Source organism: Pseudomonas sp. W17 (genome assembly GCF_040268305.1).
Classification (GTDB): domain Bacteria; phylum Pseudomonadota; class Gammaproteobacteria; order Pseudomonadales; family Pseudomonadaceae; genus Aquipseudomonas; species Aquipseudomonas protegens.
This window is the reverse complement of the sequence record NZ_CP158490.1, coordinates 647988-665054: the sequence shown is the minus strand read 5'-3', so window position 1 is coordinate 665054 and position 17067 is coordinate 647988. Positions and strand designations below refer to the sequence as shown.

The 17067-nt window shown below is 62.5% G+C and carries 16 protein-coding genes; 2 read left to right on the top strand and 14 right to left on the bottom strand.

The window, feature by feature from the left end; genetic code table 11:
- Positions 1-108 precede the first annotated feature (108 nt).
- From ABCR88_RS02940 to ABCR88_RS02890, 11 genes are all read right to left on the bottom strand, one after another.
- Positions 109-1401, bottom strand: a complete 1293-nt coding sequence (locus ABCR88_RS02940) for an adenylosuccinate synthase (RefSeq protein WP_011058943.1) — start codon at positions 1399-1401, stop codon at positions 109-111.
- 54 nt (positions 1402-1455) lie between these two features.
- A complete protein-coding gene (locus ABCR88_RS02935; RefSeq protein ID WP_011058942.1) occupies positions 1456-2643 on the bottom strand; it encodes an ATP phosphoribosyltransferase regulatory subunit in 1188 nt (395 codons plus the stop codon).
- 292 nt (positions 2644-2935) lie between these two features.
- The gene (gene hflC / locus ABCR88_RS02930; RefSeq protein ID WP_011058941.1) at positions 2936-3805 is read right to left on the bottom strand and encodes a protease modulator HflC; all 870 of its coding nucleotides are present in this window, start codon (positions 3803-3805) and stop codon (positions 2936-2938) included.
- Positions 3805-4983, bottom strand: a complete 1179-nt coding sequence (gene hflK, locus ABCR88_RS02925) for an FtsH protease activity modulator HflK (protein WP_011058940.1) — start codon at positions 4981-4983, stop codon at positions 3805-3807. Before hflK ends, hflC begins: the two co-directional genes overlap by 1 nt.
- 96 nt (positions 4984-5079) lie before the next feature.
- A complete protein-coding gene (gene hflX, locus ABCR88_RS02920; RefSeq protein ID WP_011058939.1) occupies positions 5080-6381 on the bottom strand; it encodes a ribosome rescue GTPase HflX in 1302 nt (433 codons plus the stop codon).
- A gap of 12 nt (positions 6382-6393) precedes the next feature.
- Complete coding sequence (gene hfq / locus ABCR88_RS02915) at positions 6394-6654, bottom strand: RNA chaperone Hfq (RefSeq protein ID WP_007921378.1); 261 nt, start codon at positions 6652-6654, stop codon at positions 6394-6396.
- Between the two features lie 92 nt (positions 6655-6746).
- Positions 6747-7718 (bottom strand): tRNA (adenosine(37)-N6)-dimethylallyltransferase MiaA, encoded by a 972-nt coding sequence (gene miaA, locus ABCR88_RS02910; protein ID WP_011058938.1) that lies wholly within the window; start codon positions 7716-7718, stop codon positions 6747-6749.
- Positions 7718-9628 carry a DNA mismatch repair endonuclease MutL gene (gene mutL, locus ABCR88_RS02905; protein WP_236185744.1) on the bottom strand — a complete coding sequence of 637 codons (1911 nt, stop codon included), beginning with the start codon at positions 9626-9628 and terminating at the stop codon, positions 7718-7720. The genes miaA and mutL overlap by 1 nt, the downstream gene beginning before the upstream one ends.
- Positions 9625-11052 carry an N-acetylmuramoyl-L-alanine amidase gene (locus ABCR88_RS02900; protein WP_198409248.1) on the bottom strand — a complete coding sequence of 476 codons (1428 nt, stop codon included), beginning with the start codon at positions 11050-11052 and terminating at the stop codon, positions 9625-9627. Before ABCR88_RS02900 ends, mutL begins: the two co-directional genes overlap by 4 nt.
- Before the next feature lie 3 nt (positions 11053-11055).
- Complete coding sequence (gene tsaE / locus ABCR88_RS02895; protein WP_236185746.1) at positions 11056-11526, bottom strand: tRNA (adenosine(37)-N6)-threonylcarbamoyltransferase complex ATPase subunit type 1 TsaE; 471 nt, start codon at positions 11524-11526, stop codon at positions 11056-11058.
- Positions 11514-12374: an NAD(P)H-hydrate dehydratase gene (locus tag ABCR88_RS02890; protein ID WP_015633936.1), complete on the bottom strand. Its 861-nt coding sequence runs from the start codon at positions 12372-12374 to the stop codon at positions 11514-11516. Before ABCR88_RS02890 ends, tsaE begins: the two co-directional genes overlap by 13 nt.
- A 63-nt stretch (positions 12375-12437) precedes the next feature.
- Between ABCR88_RS02890 and queG the strand changes: the two genes are divergently transcribed.
- Complete coding sequence (queG, locus tag ABCR88_RS02885; protein WP_011058933.1) at positions 12438-13517, top strand: tRNA epoxyqueuosine(34) reductase QueG; 1080 nt, start codon at positions 12438-12440, stop codon at positions 13515-13517.
- Here the strand turns inward: queG and ABCR88_RS02880 are convergent.
- Positions 13499-14113, bottom strand: coding sequence for a trimeric intracellular cation channel family protein (locus tag ABCR88_RS02880; RefSeq protein ID WP_169893104.1), 615 nt, complete (start codon positions 14111-14113; stop codon positions 13499-13501). The two genes, queG and ABCR88_RS02880, sit on opposite strands and share 19 nt — an antisense overlap.
- Before the next feature lie 117 nt (positions 14114-14230).
- Positions 14231-14773, bottom strand: coding sequence for an oligoribonuclease (orn, locus tag ABCR88_RS02875; protein ID WP_011058931.1), 543 nt, complete (start codon positions 14771-14773; stop codon positions 14231-14233).
- A gap of 108 nt (positions 14774-14881) precedes the next feature.
- Between orn and rsgA the strand changes: the two genes are divergently transcribed.
- Positions 14882-15913: a small ribosomal subunit biogenesis GTPase RsgA gene (gene rsgA / locus ABCR88_RS02870; RefSeq protein ID WP_053148766.1), complete on the top strand. Its 1032-nt coding sequence runs from the start codon at positions 14882-14884 to the stop codon at positions 15911-15913.
- Positions 15914-15965: 52 nt separating this feature from the next.
- Here rsgA and motB read toward each other — a convergent pair whose 3' ends face one another.
- Positions 15966-17066, bottom strand: coding sequence for a flagellar motor protein MotB (gene motB / locus ABCR88_RS02865; RefSeq protein WP_065364882.1), 1101 nt, complete (start codon positions 17064-17066; stop codon positions 15966-15968).
- Position 17067: the final 1 nt, after the last annotated feature.

Genomic DNA, 17067 nt, shown 5'->3' with positions numbered 1-17067 from the left:
CTGATGGCACTCTAGAAGTGGATTTCACAGCAAGGGTCGTGCCGCGTGGCAGGCAGAAACGACAAAGGGCCCGATTAAGGGCCCTTTGTTTTTTACATCAACGAGTTATCAAGCGAACGGATGACGCAGAACGATGGTCTCGTTGCGGTCCGGGCCTGTCGAAATAATGTCGATCGGCGCGCCGACCAACTCTTCGATGCGCTTGATGTAGGCCTGGGCGGCGGCAGGCAGCTCTTCCAGGGTCTTGGCACCCAGGGTCGACTCGCTCCAGCCCGGCATCTGCTCGTACACCGGCTCCAGGCCGATGTAGCTGTCGGCGTCGGTTGGCGCGTCGATGACTGCACCATCCTGGTTCTTGTAGCCGACACAGATATTGATGGTTTCCAGGCCGTCCAGAACGTCCAGCTTGGTCAGGCACAGGCCCGAGATGCTGTTGACGTCGATGGCGCGACGCAGGATCACGGCATCGAACCAGCCGCAGCGACGAGCGCGGCCGGTGGTGGCGCCGAACTCATGACCACGCTTGGCCAGGAAAGCGCCGATGTCGTCGAACAGCTCGGTCGGGAACGGGCCCGAGCCTACGCGAGTGGTATAGGCCTTGGTGATGCCCAGGATGTAGTCCAGGTACATCGGACCCACGCCCGAACCGGTGGCGATACCACCAGCAGTGGTGTTGGAGCTGGTGACGTACGGGTAGGTGCCGTGGTCGATGTCCAGCAACGAACCCTGGGCGCCTTCGAACATGATGTCCTTGCCGGCGCGGCGCAACTGGTGCAGCTCGGCAGTCACGTCGAGCATCATCGGCTTGAGCAGTTCGGCGTACTCCATGCACTCGTCCAGGGTCTTCTGGAAGTCGATGGCCGGCTCTTTGTAGTAATTCACCAGAACGAAGTTGTGGTAGTCCAGCAGCTCGCCCAGCTTGGCGGCGAAACGCTCGCGGTGGAACAGATCGCCGATGCGCAGGCCACGACGTGCAACCTTGTCTTCGTAAGCCGGGCCGATGCCGCGGCCGGTGGTACCGATCTTCTGCTCGCCACGGGCTTTCTCGCGGGCCTGGTCCAGGGCCACGTGATAGGACAGGATCAGCGGGCAGGACGGGCTGATACGCAGGCGCTCGCGCACCGGCACACCCTTCTCTTCCAGCTTGACGATTTCACGCATCAAGGCATCCGGAGCTACCACCACACCGTTACCGATCAGGCACTGCACGCCTTCGCGCAGCACACCGGACGGAATCAGGTGCAGGACGGTCTTCTCACCGTCGATCACCAGGGTGTGGCCAGCGTTGTGGCCACCCTGGTAGCGCACTACGGCGGCGGCATGTTCGGTCAGCAGATCAACGATCTTGCCTTTGCCCTCATCACCCCATTGGGTGCCCAGGACTACGACATTCTTACCCATAACACTTGTCCTCATTCGCGCAAACTTGGTGCCGGCAGCCGCCGGCAGGAAAACTCAAGAAGCCAGCGGCAATACTTGCCAAAGCCCATTCTGCTGAATCAATTGCCGGTCGCAGTCCGCTTCACGGGCGGCGGCCAAAGGCTGCCCAGGCAAGGCCTGAACCACACGCTGACCCTCACTGCGCAAGCGGCAGACGGTCTGCCAGAGTGCCGCGTCAGTGTTGTCTGGCATCCAGATACCGCCAGACGGTAGCTCGACTTCAGCACGCCCCAGGGTCACCAGGGTTTTCAAATCGGTGGAGAAACCAGTCGCGGGACGGGCACGCCCGAAATCCGCGCCGATGTCATCGTAGCGCCCGCCCTGGGCGATGGATTGGCCCACGCCTGGAACAAATACCGCGAACACCACACCGGTGTGGTAGTGATAGCCGCGCAACTCGCCAAGGTCGAAATACAGCGGCAAGTCCGGGAACCGCACGGACAGGCGCTCGGCAATGGTCAGCAATTCATCCAGCGCCAGCAGCACAGACGTCGGCGCACCGGCCAGGCGACGGCGGGCATCGCCCAGCACTTCGCGGCTGCCGCACAGGTCCACCAGGGAGCGCAGCATGTCCGCCAGGTCGGCCGGCAGGCCTTCCGTCAGGCTGATGACCTCGTCGATCGCCTTGCGTTGCAGGGCATCGAACAGTTGCTGTTCAACAGCACCGGACAAGCCGGCGGCCTGTGCCAGGCCACGGTAGATGCCAACATGTCCCAGATCCATGTGCACATCGGGCACGTCGGCCAGTTGCAGCATGGCCAGCATCAGGCTGATGACTTCAACGTCGCTGCTCGGGCTGGCATCACCATACAACTCGGCCCCCAGCTGGATCGGGCTGCGCGAGGACGACAAGGCACGCGGCTGCGCATGCAGCACACTGCCGGCGTAGCACAGGCGGCTCGGCCCTTCGCGGCGCAGGGTGTGGGCATCAATACGCGCCACCTGCGGCGTGATGTCGGCCCGAAACCCCATCTGCCGGCCCGACTGCGGGTCGATGACCTTGAAGGTACGCAGATCCAGATCCTGGCCTGCACCTGTCAACAGGGATTCCAGGTATTCGATATGGGGAGTGACGACGAACTCGTAACCCCAACTCTGAAACAGATCCAACACCTGACGACGCGCCACTTCGATGCGCGCCGCTTCCGGCGGCAATACTTCTTCGATGCCATCTGGCAGCAGCCAGCGGTCTACCGTTGCCATTACGCCATTCCCCTATGGTCCGGGCGGCAAGCCTGGGGCCAGCCTTAGAGTGAAGCAGAAAACAGTCGCATCCGACGCGAGCTCAGCCGGACAGGCAGCCAGGAATCAGCTGTACAGACCATTTTCCTCGAAAAATCTTGCCGGACTCTTGAACGAGCCACGGCCAATCAAAGATGCAGACGCAAAAAAGCCGGGAATTTCCCGGCTGCCGCATCATACACCCGTTTTCCCAAAGGATCACCCCGCGAGGCGTTTTAGCCGCCCGGCGGGGTGCTCCAGGGTCAGGGCCTGATCAAGGCTTGGACTTTTCCAGGTAGTGGAAGAAGTCGCTGCTTGGGTCCAGAACCATGACGTCGGATTTGTTCGCGAAGCTTTCACGGTAGGCACGCAGGCTACGGTAGAACGCGTAGAACTCCTGGTCCTGGCCGTAGGCCTTGGCATAGATCGCCGCTGCCTGGGCATCACCGTCACCGCGAGCCTCTTCAGACTCCCGATAGGCCTCAGCCAACAGCACGCGACGCTGACGATCGGCATCGGCACGGATGCCTTCCGCCAGTTCGTTACCCTTGGCCCGGTGCTCGCGAGCCTCACGCTCACGCTCGGTGCTCATGCGCTCGAACACGCTGCGGTTCACTTCCTTGGGCAAGTCGATGGCCTTGACCCGGACATCGACCACTTCGATACCCAGCTCCTTTTCCGCCATCTTGTTCAGCGAAGCCGTGATATCCGCCATCAGCGCGTCACGCTCACCGGAAACCACTTCGTGCAGGGTGCGCTTACCGAACTGGTCACGCAGGCCCGACTCCAGGCGACGGGAAAGACGCTCGTCGGCAATCTGCTTGAGGCCGGAAGTCGCGGTGTAGAAACGCTCGGCATCCTTCACCCGCCACTTGGCGTAGGCATCCACCATCACGGCTTTCTTTTCCAGGGTCAGGAAGCGCTGCGTCGGTGCATCCAGGGTCATCAGGCGTGCGTCGAACTTACGCACCTGGTTCACGTAGGGCACTTTCACATGCAGGCCAGGCTGGACATCCGCCTGAACCACACGACCGAACTGCAGCAACACCGCACGCTCGGTCTGAGCGACGATGTAGAAGCTGTTCCAGGCAACCACCGCCACGACAACGCCCACGATCAGGGCGATCAGCGATTTATTGCTCATCAGCGAGTCTCCCTAGAACGCGTCTGCTGCTGTTGCTGCATATGGTCAGCCGCCGCGCGCGCATTCGCTTCATTGCTGGCCGCCGACGCTGCGCCCGTTACCGGAGCACTGCCGCTACGACCACTGTCGATCATCTTGTCCAGCGGCAGATAGAGCAGATTGTTCTGCCCGCCCTTGCTGCCAGTCACCAACACCTTGCTGGTGTTGCTGAAGACTTCCTGCATGGTGTCCAGGTACAGGCGCTGACGAGTGACCTCAGGAGCCTTGCGGTACTCGGCAACCAGTTTGGTGAAGCGATCTGCCTCACCCTTGGCCCGGGATACCACTTCGTCACGGTAACCGTTGGCATCCTCGAGGATGCGCTGGGCCTGACCACGGGCTTCCGGCACGACGCCGTTGGCATAGGTTTCAGCCTGGTTGCGCGAACGCTGTTCATCTTCACGGGCACGGATCACGTCATCGAAGGCTTCCTGTACTTCACGCGGTGCCGCTGCGCTCTGTACGTTCACCTGGGTCACGGTGATACCGGTGCGATAGTTGTCCAGGAAGCGTTGCAGACGCTCCTTGATCTCACTGGCCATCAATTCACGACCTTCGGTCAGCACCTGGTCCATTGCGGTGGAACCCACCACGTGGCGCAGGGCGCTGTCGGTCGCATGCTGCAGGCTGATTTCCGGCTGATCGACGTTCAGCACGAAATCCTGCAGGTTGCTGATCTTGTACTGCACGGTCAGCGGCACTTCGACGATGTTCTCGTCCTCGGTGAGCATCTGGCCCTGCTTGGTGTAGGCACGCTCACGCGTGACGTTTTCCATGTACTTGCGATCGATCGGCGGGAAGTAGATGTTCAGACCCGGGCCGACGGTTTCGTAGTATTTGCCGAAGCGCAGCACTACGGCCTGCTCCTGCTCGTCTACTACATACACCGCGCTGTACAGCCACACGGCAGCCAGCACGACAAGACCGATACCCAGCAGGCCGAAACCACCGCCCTTGCCGGAACTACCGCCGTCATCACCACGTTTCTTACCACCACCGAACAACCCATTCAGGCTTTCCTGCAGCTTACGGAAGGCCTCGTCGAGATCTGGTGGCCCCTTGCGATCGCCATTATTGCGGCGCTTACCACCCCAAGGGTCCTGATTATTCGAGTTGCCACCCGGCTCATTCCAAGCCATAGCGCTCTCCATCTGATAAAGCAAAGACGCACCCACGGCGCGCCGACCAATGCTACAGAATGCCTGCTACAGCGGCACAACCGCTTGCCCAGGCTTTTATTGCAAAGTGTGTTGCTCGATGAATTCCGACGGCTGCATGCCTTCGCGACTGACCAGCCGGTTCAACTCGGCCCGTGGCAGGCGAACAGCAAGCAGGCTGACACCTTCGTCGTCGTGATCTTCTTTCTGCACAGCGTTCAACTGGAAAAACTGTGCTCGCAGTCGAGCAAAACGCTGAGGCAAGCGCAAGGTGCCTACAAACAAATCTTCACCCAGCAGCTCGGCGATGGCCTGCTTGAGCAGATCCAGCCCCTGGCCATCACGGGCCGACAGCCAGACCCGCTGTGGCTTGCCGTCGGGGTCGCGCTGGATCTGCGGCTCCACACCCTCGAGCAAATCGAGTTTGTTATAGACCTCCAGGATCGGCAAGTCTTGAGCCCCGATCTCCCCCAGCACCACCATCACCTGCTCGATCTGCGCCATGCGCTCGGGCTCATGGGCATCGATCACATGCAGCAGCAAATCGGAGTTGCTCGATTCTTCGAGGGTAGCCCGAAACGCCTCCACCAACTTGTGCGGCAGGTGGCGGATGAACCCCACGGTATCGGCCAGCACAATCGGCCCCAGGTCGTCCAGCTCAAGCCGGCGCAGGGTGGGGTCGAGGGTGGCGAACAATTGGTCGGCAGCGAAAACATCGGACGCAGTGACCGCATTGAACAGCGTGGACTTGCCGGCGTTGGTGTAGCCCACCAGGGACACTGAAGGGATATCCGCACGCTTGCGGCCACGACGGGCCTGCTCACGCTGGCTGCGAACCTTCTCCAGGCGCGCCTTGATCTGCCGCAGACGCACTCGCAACAGGCGCCGGTCGGTTTCCAACTGGGTTTCACCGGGCCCGCGCAGACCGATACCGCCTTTCTGCCGTTCAAGGTGAGTCCAGCCACGAACCAGACGGGTGCTCATGTGCTCAAGCTGGGCCAGTTCAACCTGGAGCTTGCCTTCATGGGTGCGCGCGCGCTGAGCGAAGATATCGAGAATCAGACCCGTGCGGTCGATCACGCGACACTCGAATACACGTTCGAGGTTACGTTCCTGACTGGGTGTGAGGATGTGATTGAAAATCACCAGGTCTACCTGTTCGGCTTTGACCAGGTCGCGTAACTCCTCGACCTTGCCGCTGCCAACCAGGTATTTGGCGGTTGGCCGATGACGCGGCACGCTAACAAACGCGACGGTCTCGGCGCCGGCCGATAATGCCAGCTCCTGAAACTCCTGCGGATCTTCGCGCGCCTCAGGGTCCTGACCATCCAAGTGAACGAGAATGGCCCGTTCACCACCACCGTGGCGCTCAAAGAACAAAGGAGACTCCTATCAGGCGTTACCTGGCTCAGCGTCACCCTGTTCGGATTCGGAAGCGCTAGGCAGGCGAATCGGGCGAACTGGAACCACTGTCGAGATAGCGTGCTTGTAAACCATTTGGCTGACGGTGTTCTTCAGCAGGATGACGAACTGGTCGAAAGACTCGATCGTACCTTGCAGCTTGATCCCGTTGACCAGATAAATGGAAACCCCAACCTTCTCTTTACGCAATGTATTCAAGTAAGGGTCTTGTAGCGAATGCCCTTTTGACATGTGCCGCACTCCTTTAAGGATCAATAATAAAAATCAGAAAACAGATGGCCAAAGCCGTCACACCCGCAAGGATAGACGGCAATTGCAAGGACTCAGCTCAATATGGAGATCGTCCCCAAGTATTTCAAGGCGCGTGGCAGATTGTCGCAATCCAGGCTGTCCAACCATTGCAGGTCAGCCCAACTACGTAACCAGGTGAACTGGCGTTTCGCCAATTGGCGCGTGGCAATGATGCCCCGCTCCTGCATTTCGGCTGACGTCAGCTTGCCATCCAGATGATCCCAGACTTGGCGGTAGCCCACTGCACGTATAGACGGCAACCCGGCATGCAGGTCACTTCTGGAACGCAGAGCTACGACCTCGTCAATGAATCCCTGTTCCAACATTTGTGTGAATCTTTGTGCAATACGCTGGTGCAGTACCTGGCGATTCGCCGGAGCGATGGCCAGATTGGCGACAGTATAGGGCAATTGACTGCGTCCAGATGCGCCTGCTTCAGTACTTTGCGCCAATTGACGCTGGCGATGGGCGGTCATTGTCAGGCCACTGACCCGATAGACCTCAAGTGCCCGGGTCAGACGTTGGGGGTCGTTGGGGTGGATCCGCGCCGCCGACTCGGGGTCCACCGCCGCCAGCTGGTCGTGCAGGGCCTGCCAGCCAAGGCGTGCAGCCTCCTCCTCCAGCTCGGCACGTACCTGCGGATCCGCCGCGGGCATGTCCGCCAGGCCTTCAAGCAGCGCCTTGTAATACAGCATGGTGCCGCCCACCAACAGCGGGATCTTGCCCCGGGCGGTGATATCGGCCATGGCCGCCAGCGCATCGGTACGGAAATCCGCCGCCGAGTAGCTCTCGGCAGGGTCGAGAATATCGATCAGGCGATGGGGAAACTGCGCCAGCAGTTCCCTGGAAGGCTTCGCGGTGCCAATGTCCATGCCGCGGTAGACCAACGCCGAGTCGACACTGATCAGCTCGCAAGGCAGCACCTTGGTCAGTTCGATGGCCAGATCGGTCTTGCCCGCAGCAGTCGGGCCCATCAGGAAAATCGCTGGAGGAAGCTGGGTCATCAACGGCCGCGCAGAAAGAGTTTGTCCAGATCGTCCAGACCCATTTGGGTCCAGGTCGGTCGACCGTGGTTGCATTGGCCGCTGCGCTCGGTGTTTTCCATGTCCCGCAGCAAGGCGTTCATTTCCGGCAGCGCCAGGCGTCGATTGGCGCGGATCGCGCCGTGGCAGGCCATGGTGCCGAGCAGCTCATTGAGGTGAGCCTGGATCCGGTCACTGGTGCCGTACTCCATCAGGTCCGCCAGTACGTCATGCACCAGGCGATTGGCTTCCGCCTGCTTCAACAATGCTGGGATCTGGCGGATAGCCAGGGATTCCGGGCCCAGGCGCTGCAGCTCGAAGCCCAGGCGCTGGAACCAGCTCATGTGTTCTTCAGCGCAATCGGCCTCACGCTGGCTGACGGCAATCGACTCCGGTACCAGCAGCGGCTGGCCGCTCAGGCCTTCGCTGGCCATGGCCACTTTCAAGCGCTCGTACATGATCCGCTCGTGAGCCGCGTGCATGTCCACCAGCACCAGACCCAGGGCGTTTTCCGCCAGGATGTAGATCCCCTTGAGCTGGGCCAGGGCATAGCCCAGGGGCGGAATGTCCTCCTGGCCGTCCGGCAAAGCCGCCGCTGGCGCCCCCGGCAACGGGGCAAAGAACTCGCGGTACACGCCCTGGCTCTCGGCGGCCGGCAACACTGGCTGTGGCCGTGGCGTGTACTGATATTGATAGCCACTGCCGCCTCCCGCGCCCGGCGCATTGACGCTCGGCTGGGATTGGGGCTGCTCCAGAGCCAGATTCGCGGCCAGGCGCATCTCACCCTGAGGCCCGAACTCGCCGGCCTCGATACCTGTCGGGCGCACGATGCCGGCGACCGCCGCCGGCGCCGCCAACTGATCCTCGGGCCGCACATCACCCAGGGCCCGGTGCAAGGTGCCATAAAGGAAGTCGTGCACCATGCGCCCGTCACGGAAACGCACTTCGTGCTTGGTCGGGTGCACGTTGACGTCGACCACCGACGGGTCGACTTCGAAAAACAGTACAAAGGTCGGGTGTCGACCGTTGAACAGAACATCGCGATAAGCCTGGCGCACCGCGTGAGCCACCAGCTTGTCCCGTACCGCGCGACCATTGACGTAGAAGTACTGCAGGTCCGCCTGGCTGCGGGAGAAGGTCGGCAAGCCCACCCAGCCCCACAGATGCAAGCCGTTGCGCTCGACCTCGATGGGCAACGCCTGCTCCAGGAAGCCCGAACCGCACACCGCCGCCACACGACGGGCACGAGCGGCGTCGTCCTTGGCCTCGTGCAGGCTGAGGATGCTCTTGCCGTTGTGCCGCAAGTGGAAGGCCACGTCGAAACGCGCCAGGGCCAGGCGCTTGATCACTTCCTGCAGGTGATCGAACTCGGTCTTTTCCGCCTTGAGGAACTTGCGTCGTGCCGGCGTATTGAAGAACAGGTCGCGGACTTCCACCGAAGTGCCTACCGGGTGCGCCGCCGGCTGCACCCTTGGTGCCATGTCCCGGCCTTCGGTTTCCACCTGCCAGGCCTGCTCGGCATCCCGGGTACGGGACGTGAGGGTCAGGCGCGCCACGGAGCTGATGGAAGCCAGGGCCTCGCCGCGGAACCCCAGGCTCATGACCCGCTCCAGGTCTTCCAGGTCGCGGATCTTGCTGGTGGCGTGCCGGGCCAGGGCCAGCGGCAAGTCGTCAGAGGAAATGCCGCTACCGTCGTCACGTACCCGCAGCAGCTTGACCCCGGCCTGCTCCACATCCACATCGATGCGCTTGGCGCCGGAGTCCAGGCTGTTTTCCAACAGCTCCTTGATCACCGAAGCCGGGCGCTCGACCACCTCGCCCGCGGCAATCTGGTTGGCCAGGCGCGGGCTGAGCAGCTCGATGCGCGCGCTACTGATTACCGATTCACTCATTCCTTGGCCGCCAGTTCTGTACCGGGGATGGTCAACACCTGCCCCACTTTCAATTCATCGCTTTTCAGGTTGTTGGCACTGCGTAGCGTGGCCGCGGAGACCTGATAGCGCACGGCGATCATGGCCAGGGTTTCCCCTGGATTGACCCGGTGATCACGCGGACCCTGGGCGATCTTCCCGGAATCGCGCAGCCAGGCAATATAGGTGCCCGGTGGCGGGTTCTGCTGGAAGAACTGCCGCACGCCGCTGCTGATGGAGCGCGCCAGGGCCTGCTGATGGCTGGCGGTGGCCAGCTTCGAGGCCTCGTTGGAGTTGGAGATAAAGCCGGTTTCCACCAGGATCGACGGAATATCCGGGGATTTGAGCACCATGAACCCGGCCTGTTCCACCCGCTGCTTGTGCAACGGAGTCACCCGGCCGATGTTGTTCAGGACTTTCTGCCCGACATTCAGACTGGAGGTCAGGGACGCTGTCATCGACAGGTCCAGCAGCACCCCGGCCAGCATCCGGTCCTTGTCATCCAGGCTGACGTTGCCGGCCCCGCCGATCAGGTCGGAACGGTTCTCGCTGTCCGCCAGCCAGCGCGCGGTTTCCGACGTGGCACCACGTTCAGACAAGGCAAACACCGACGCGCCAAAGGCCGCGGCCGAAGGCGCAGCGTCGGCATGGATCGAGACGAACAGGTCGGCGCCCTTCTTGCGGGCGATCTCGGTACGACCGCGCAATGGAATGAAGTAGTCGCCGGTACGGGTCAGCTCGGCGCGGAAACCCTTGAGGCCATTGACCTGACGCTGCAATTCGCGAGCAATGGCCAGCACCACGTCTTTTTCATGCTGCCCGCGGGAGCCGGAGGCACCCGGGTCTTCGCCGCCGTGGCCGGCATCGATCACCACAATGATGTCGCGCTTGCCCGCCGGGGCTGGCGGCAGCTTGATCGCCGGCTCCGCCGGAGTGACGGGCACTGCTGGGACAGTGGCCACAGTAGGTGGCGGCGCAGCAGGTGGCGCGGCGTCAGCCGGGTTGTCGAACAGATCGACCACCAGGCGATTGCCGTACTGAGCGTTGGGCGCCAGGGTGAAACTTTTCGGCGTGACGGCCTTTTTCAGATCGATGACCACCCGCAGGTCACTGGGCGTGCGCTGTGCCGAGCGCATGGCGGTAATCGGTGTATTGGCCGTGGCGACGTTCAGCGGACCGCCAAGGGTCGCGCCATTGATATCGATCACCAGACGATCCGGGGCCGTCAGGGTAAAGACGCTGTGCTGAACCGGGCCGGACAGGTCGAATACCAGTCGCGTGTTATCCGGTGCCCGCCACAGGCGGACGCTGCGAACCTGTGTAGCGGCCACAGCATCGACGGCCAATGCCGTAAGCAACAGTCCTACGACAGCAACCAACGCGCGAATGCGCATACCTAACCCCATCAATTATTTGAATTCCAACGCCAAAGCGGCACACCAGGACTCGCCACGCGAGCCTTGAGACAACAGATGCACAGAACGCCCATTGTTATGCGGGGTAATGGTAATGGTCAGGTCAGGCTTTGGCAAAAAGCCTGCACCACGCTGGGGCCACTCCAGCAGGCACAGAGCATCGCCCTCGAAGTAGTCGCGAATCCCCAGGAACTCCAGCTCTTCCGGATCCACCAGACGGTACAGGTCGAAGTGGAAAGCCCGCACCAAGCCGATCTCGTACGGTTCGACCAGGGTAAAGGTCGGGCTCTTCACTGCCCCCACGTGCCCCAGGCCACGGATGATCCCTCGCGACAAGGTGGTTTTGCCCGCCCCCAGGTCGCCTTCGAGGAAGATCACCCCCACGCCTTGGGTCACCTGGGCAATACGTGCACCAAATTCCACCATGGCCTGTTCGTCGGCCAGAAAAAGGGTTAACTCAGACACGGTGATTGTTCCTCCAACAACTGACGAATGGCTGGAATCAGATCACTGGCCGCCAGCCCTCGGCCCAATTTGCCTTGCTGCTCGCCCGCGCTGGCATGCAACCAGACCGCCAGGCAGGCGGCATCGAATGCCGACAAGCCTTGCGCCAGCAAGGCGCCGATCAGGCCAGCCAGCACATCACCCAAGCCTGCCGTGGCCATCGCCGGATGCCCGGCGTCACAGCGGGCCAGCCGCCCATCGGCAGTGGCGATCAGGCTACCGGCCCCCTTGAGCACTGCAACCGCTGCGTATTTTTTGCTCAGCGCCAGGGCCGCTGCAGGGCGATCCGCCTGCACCTCGGCGCTGGAGATACCCAGCAGCCGCGCCGCCTCTCCCGGATGGGGAGTGATGACACTCGCGGCAGGCAGTTGCAGCCCGCCCTCGGCCAGCAGGTTCAAGGCATCGGCATCCCACACCTGGGGCAACGGCGCATTGGCCGCCGCCGACAGCAGGCTGCGCCCCCAGGCGCCCTGCCCCAACCCCGGCCCGACCACCAGCACCGTGGCCCGAGCCAACAACCCCATCAACTGGTTGGCCGAATGAGTGCCCTGGGTCATGACCTCCGGCAAGCGCGCCGCAGCGGCAGCCACATGCTCACTGCGGGTCGCCAGGGACACCAGCCCCGCGCCACTGCGCAAGGCACTTTCCGCACTCAGCAAGGCGGCGCCGGCAAAACCTCGATCGCCTCCAATCAGCAACAGGTGGCCGAACTGGCCCTTGTGGGCATCGCGAAGTCGTCCACTCAGATATGGCAAATGGCCAGAAGTCAGCAACTGAACGTCAGGTAGAGGGTGTTTTGTCTGCGGCATGCGTCTTCGAGCTCCGATGTCTGGCAGAATTATACGCACCTCAGCCCCGGTTTCTCTCGCCTCATGCCCGCTATTACCCAGGATCTTCCCGCTCTCGCCCAATCGATCAAGGACTGGGGCCGCGAACTGGGCTTTCAACAAGTCGGCATCAGCGGCCTGGACCTGGCCGAGCATGAGCAGCACCTGGAACGCTGGCTCGCCGCCGGCTACCACGGCGAGATGGAATACATGGGCGCCCATGGCAGCAAACGCTCCCATCCCGACCAGTTGGTGCCTGGCACCCTGCGGGTGGTTTCGCTGCGCATGGACTACCTGCCCGGCGACACCCAGATGGCCCAGCGCCTGGCCCAGCCTTCCAAGGCCTATGTTTCGCGCTATGCCCTGGGGCGCGATTATCACAAGCTGATCCGCAAGCGCGTACAGCAACTGGCCGAGCGCATCCAGCAAGCCATCGGCCCCTTTGGCTACCGCGCCTTCGTCGATAGCGCTCCGGTGCTGGAAAAAGCCATCGCCGAACAGGCCGGGCTCGGCTGGATCGGCAAGAACACCCTGGTGCTGAATCGCAAAGCCGGCAGCTACTTCTTCCTCAGCGAACTGTTCGTCGACCTGCCCCTGCCGGTGGACGCGCCCCACGCCACTGAGCACTGCGGCCGCTGCACCGCCTGCCTGGACATCTGCCCGACCAACGCCTTCGTCGGCCCCTATGTGCTGGATGCCCGACGCTGCATTTCCTACCTGACCATCGAGCTCAAAAGCGCCATCCCCGAAGACCTGCGCCCGCTGATCGGCAACCGGGTATTCGGCTGCGATGACTGCCAGATCGTCTGCCCCTGGAATCGCTTCGCCCGCTCAACGGCCGAGGGCGACTTCAAGCCCCGGCACAACCTGGACAATGCCGAACTGGCAGAGCTGTTCATGTGGGACGAGGACAAATTCCTCAGCAATACCGAAGGTTCGCCCTTGCGCCGCGCCGGCTACGAGCGCTGGCTACGCAACCTGGCGGTGGGCCTGGGCAACGCCCCCTCTAGCATTCCGGTGCTGGAAGCCCTCAAGGCCCGCCAGGACTACCCCTCGGAACTGGTTCGCGAACATGTGCAATGGGCCCTGGACCAGCACGCCAACCGTCAGTGTTCGTCGTTGTAGACGAACTTGGGCATTTCCCAGTGAAAACGGATCGCCAGCAAGCGCAATAGAAAGCCGCCGAACAGGGTGACCAGGATCGACTGCTCGCTGGGCAGTTGCAGGTAGATGCACAGCATGTAGCACCAGGCCGCGGCGAAGGACACGCTGGCGTACAGCTCGCGGCGAAAGATCAGCGGGATATCGTTGCAGAAGATGTCCCTGAGGATGCCGCCAAAGACCCCGGTGATCACCCCACTGACTGAAGCCACCAGCATGCCGTGGCCCATTTCCAGGGCAGTCATGCAGCCGATCAGGGTAAAGGCCACCAGGCCCACGGCGTCGAGCACCAGAAACAGCGAGCGCAGGTGACGCATCAAGGGCGCGATGAAGATCGTCACCAATGCCGCCACCGAGGTCAGCACCAGGTATTCCGGGTGCTTGACCCAGGTCAGCGGGTAGTGGCCCAGCAGCACATCACGCACAGAACCGCCGCCGAGTGCGGTGACGCAGGCAATCAGCACCACACCGAACCAGTCCATGCCGCGCCGGCCGGCAGACAGGGCACCGGTCATGGCTTCGGCGGTAATGGCAATCAGATAAAGCATCAACAGCATGATGGCGGTCCTTGCAGGAAGGCGCGCAGTCTACTCAGTTGAAGCGGGCACCAAAAGGGGGCGGGTACGGGCGCCGAGTCGCAACGGGCGCCCGTTCGCCGGCAAGCCGACGCCTGCGGGTCAGAACTTGATGAAGTGCTTGCGGTAGTGCTGGAGCTCGGCAATAGACTCGCGAATATCGTCCAGGGCCAGGTGGGTGCTGCCTTTCTTGAAGCTGTCGCGCACGTCCGGCGCCCAGCGGGCGGCCAGTTCCTTGAGGGTCGAGACGTCCAGGTTGCGGTAGTGGAAGTAGCTTTCCAGAGCCTTCATGTGGCGGTACAGGAAGCGCCGGTCCTGGCAGATGCTGTTGCCGCAGATCGGCGATTTGCCCTTGGGCACCCACTGCTCCAGGAAGGCAATGGTCTGGGCTTCGGCTTCGGCCATGCTGATGCGGCTTTCGCGAACCCGCTGGGTCAGACCGGAACCGCCGTGCTGGCGGGTGTTCCATTCATCCATGCCGGCGAGGATCTCGTCGCTCTGGTGGATGGCGATGACCGGTCCTTCAGCCAAGGTGTTGAGGTTGCTGTCAGTGACAATGGTGGCCATCTCGATGATGACGTCGGTGTCAGGGTTCAGACCGGTCATTTCCAGGTCGATCCAAATCAGGTTCTGCGGGTTTTGCATGGGTGGGCTCCTCGGCGTAGTTGCGCAGTTTAGCCTAGAGGGCCTGCCCGGCGTGCTAAACTCGCCGCCGTTTTACCTATCCGCCGTAATTATCGACACGGAACACCAATGGCCAAACGCCAGCTCAATCGCCGCCAAAACTGGCGCATCGAAAAGATCCAGGGTGAGCGCGCCGCCCGCGCCGCCAAACGCGAGTCCTCTGCCGTCGAGGCGCTGGAAGGTGGCGACCTGGGCCCGGAACAGACCGGCCTGGTCATCGCCCACTTCGGCGTCCAGGTCGAAGTCGAGGCTCGCGAAGGCGAAACGGCCGGCCAGGTGTTCCGCTGCTACCTGCGGGCCAACCTGCCGGCCCTGGTGACCGGCGACCAGGTGGTCTGGCGCGCCGGCAACCAGGGCATCGGGGTGATCGTCGCGCAACTGCCGCGCAGCACCGAGCTGTGCCGCCCGGACAGCCGCGGCCAGCTCAAGCCGGTGGCCGCCAACGTCGACATGATCGTGATCGTGTTTGCGCCCATGCCCGAGCCCCACGCCAACCTGATCGACCGCTACCTGGTAGCCGCCGAGCATGCTGGAATCCGGCCGTTGCTGCTGCTGAACAAGGCCGACCTGATCGATGAGCACAACGCCCCTGCGCTCAACGCCCTGCTCGCGGTCTACCGCCAACTGGGCTACCCGCTGCTGGAGGTCTCGGCTCATCACGGCGACGGCATGGAGCAGTTGCAAGCCCTGCTGGACGGGCGCATCAGTGTATTCGTCGGCCAGTCGGGGGTAGGCAAGTCGTCCCTGGTCAACAGCCTGCTGCCGGAAGTCGAAACCCGCGTCGGCCCGCTGTCGGAGTTCTCCGGCCAGGGCACTCACACCACCACGACCGCGCGCCTGTTCCACTTCCCCGGTGGCGGTGAGCTGATCGACTCCCCCGGTATCCGTGAGTTCGGCCTCGGCCATGTCAGCCGCGCCGATGTCGAGGCCGGGTTCATCGAGTTCAATGACTTGCTGGGCACCTGCCGCTTCCGCGATTGCAAGCACGATCGCGAGCCGGGCTGTGCCTTGCTCAAGGCCCTGGAAGACGGACGCATCCAGCAGCAACGGATGAACAGCTACCGCTCGATCCTCGCCAGCCTGCCAGACAACAGCTACTGATTGACCTGACCCAGATACGACAAGGCCGCGATCTTCGCGGCCTTGTCGTTTGTCACTTCGCCGTGCCCGGCGTAGCGGGCGGCGTCACCGGAGCAGTGGGAGCCGGAGCCGGAGCCGAAGACTGGCCCGCCGCACCCTGCTCGTCCATCTTCAACACACCGTCCTCGAAGATATTCATACGTTGACGCACCTCGTGCGCCGGCAGCGGTTCGCTACCGGGCGGCAAGGCATTCGGGTCGGCTGCCGCCCCCGGTACTTCACCGGGAGCACCGCTACCCTGGGTCGGTACCGGAGCATTGGGATCGGTCTGCTCACCCTCGATGGCACGCTGGGCCTTCTTGGTCAGCACGACGATATCGATACGCCGGTTGACCGGGTTGAACGGGTCCTTGCGATCGAATAGCGCCGACGAAGCAAAGCCCACCACACGCGCGACTTGCGGATCAGGATAACCACCCGCCACCAGCGCCCGACGCGCAGCGTTGGCCCGGTTGGCCGACAGTTCCCAGTTGCCGAAGTCGCCAGTGCCCGAATAGGGCTTGGCGTCGGTGTGACCGCTGATGCTGATCTTGTTCGGCACGGTCTTGATGGTGTCGGCCATGGCCAGCAGGATGTCTTCGAAATACGGCTTCAGACGTGCACTGCCAGAGTCGAACATAGGCCGGTTCTCGGCGTCCATGATCTGGATCCGCAGGCCGTCCGGGGTGATCTCGAAGAGGATCTGGTCCTTGAACTTCTGCAGTTGCGGGTTCTCTTCAACCTTGTTCTGCAACTCTTGCAACAGCAACTCGAGACGCTCGCGCTCGACCTGCTCGGCCATGCCCTCCACCTGGTCGGCATCCACCGTGACCTTGTCCGGTTGTGGCTGGGACTTGATCTCGGGGTTGAGGGTGTTGTCCGGCGCCAGCTCAGGGGAGCCGCCCAGGTCGATGATGTAGGGCGTACCGCTTTCCGAGAAGCCGATCGGGTCCTTGAAGTAACCGGCGATGGCGATCTTCTGTTCCGGGGTGGCCGTGGACAGCAGCCACAGCACCAGGAAGAACGCCATCATCGCCGTGGCGAAGTCGGCGAAGGCGATTTTCCAGGCGCCCCCGTGATGTCCGCCAGCGAAGCGCTTGACGCGCTTGATGATAATCGGCTGATTATTTTCCATG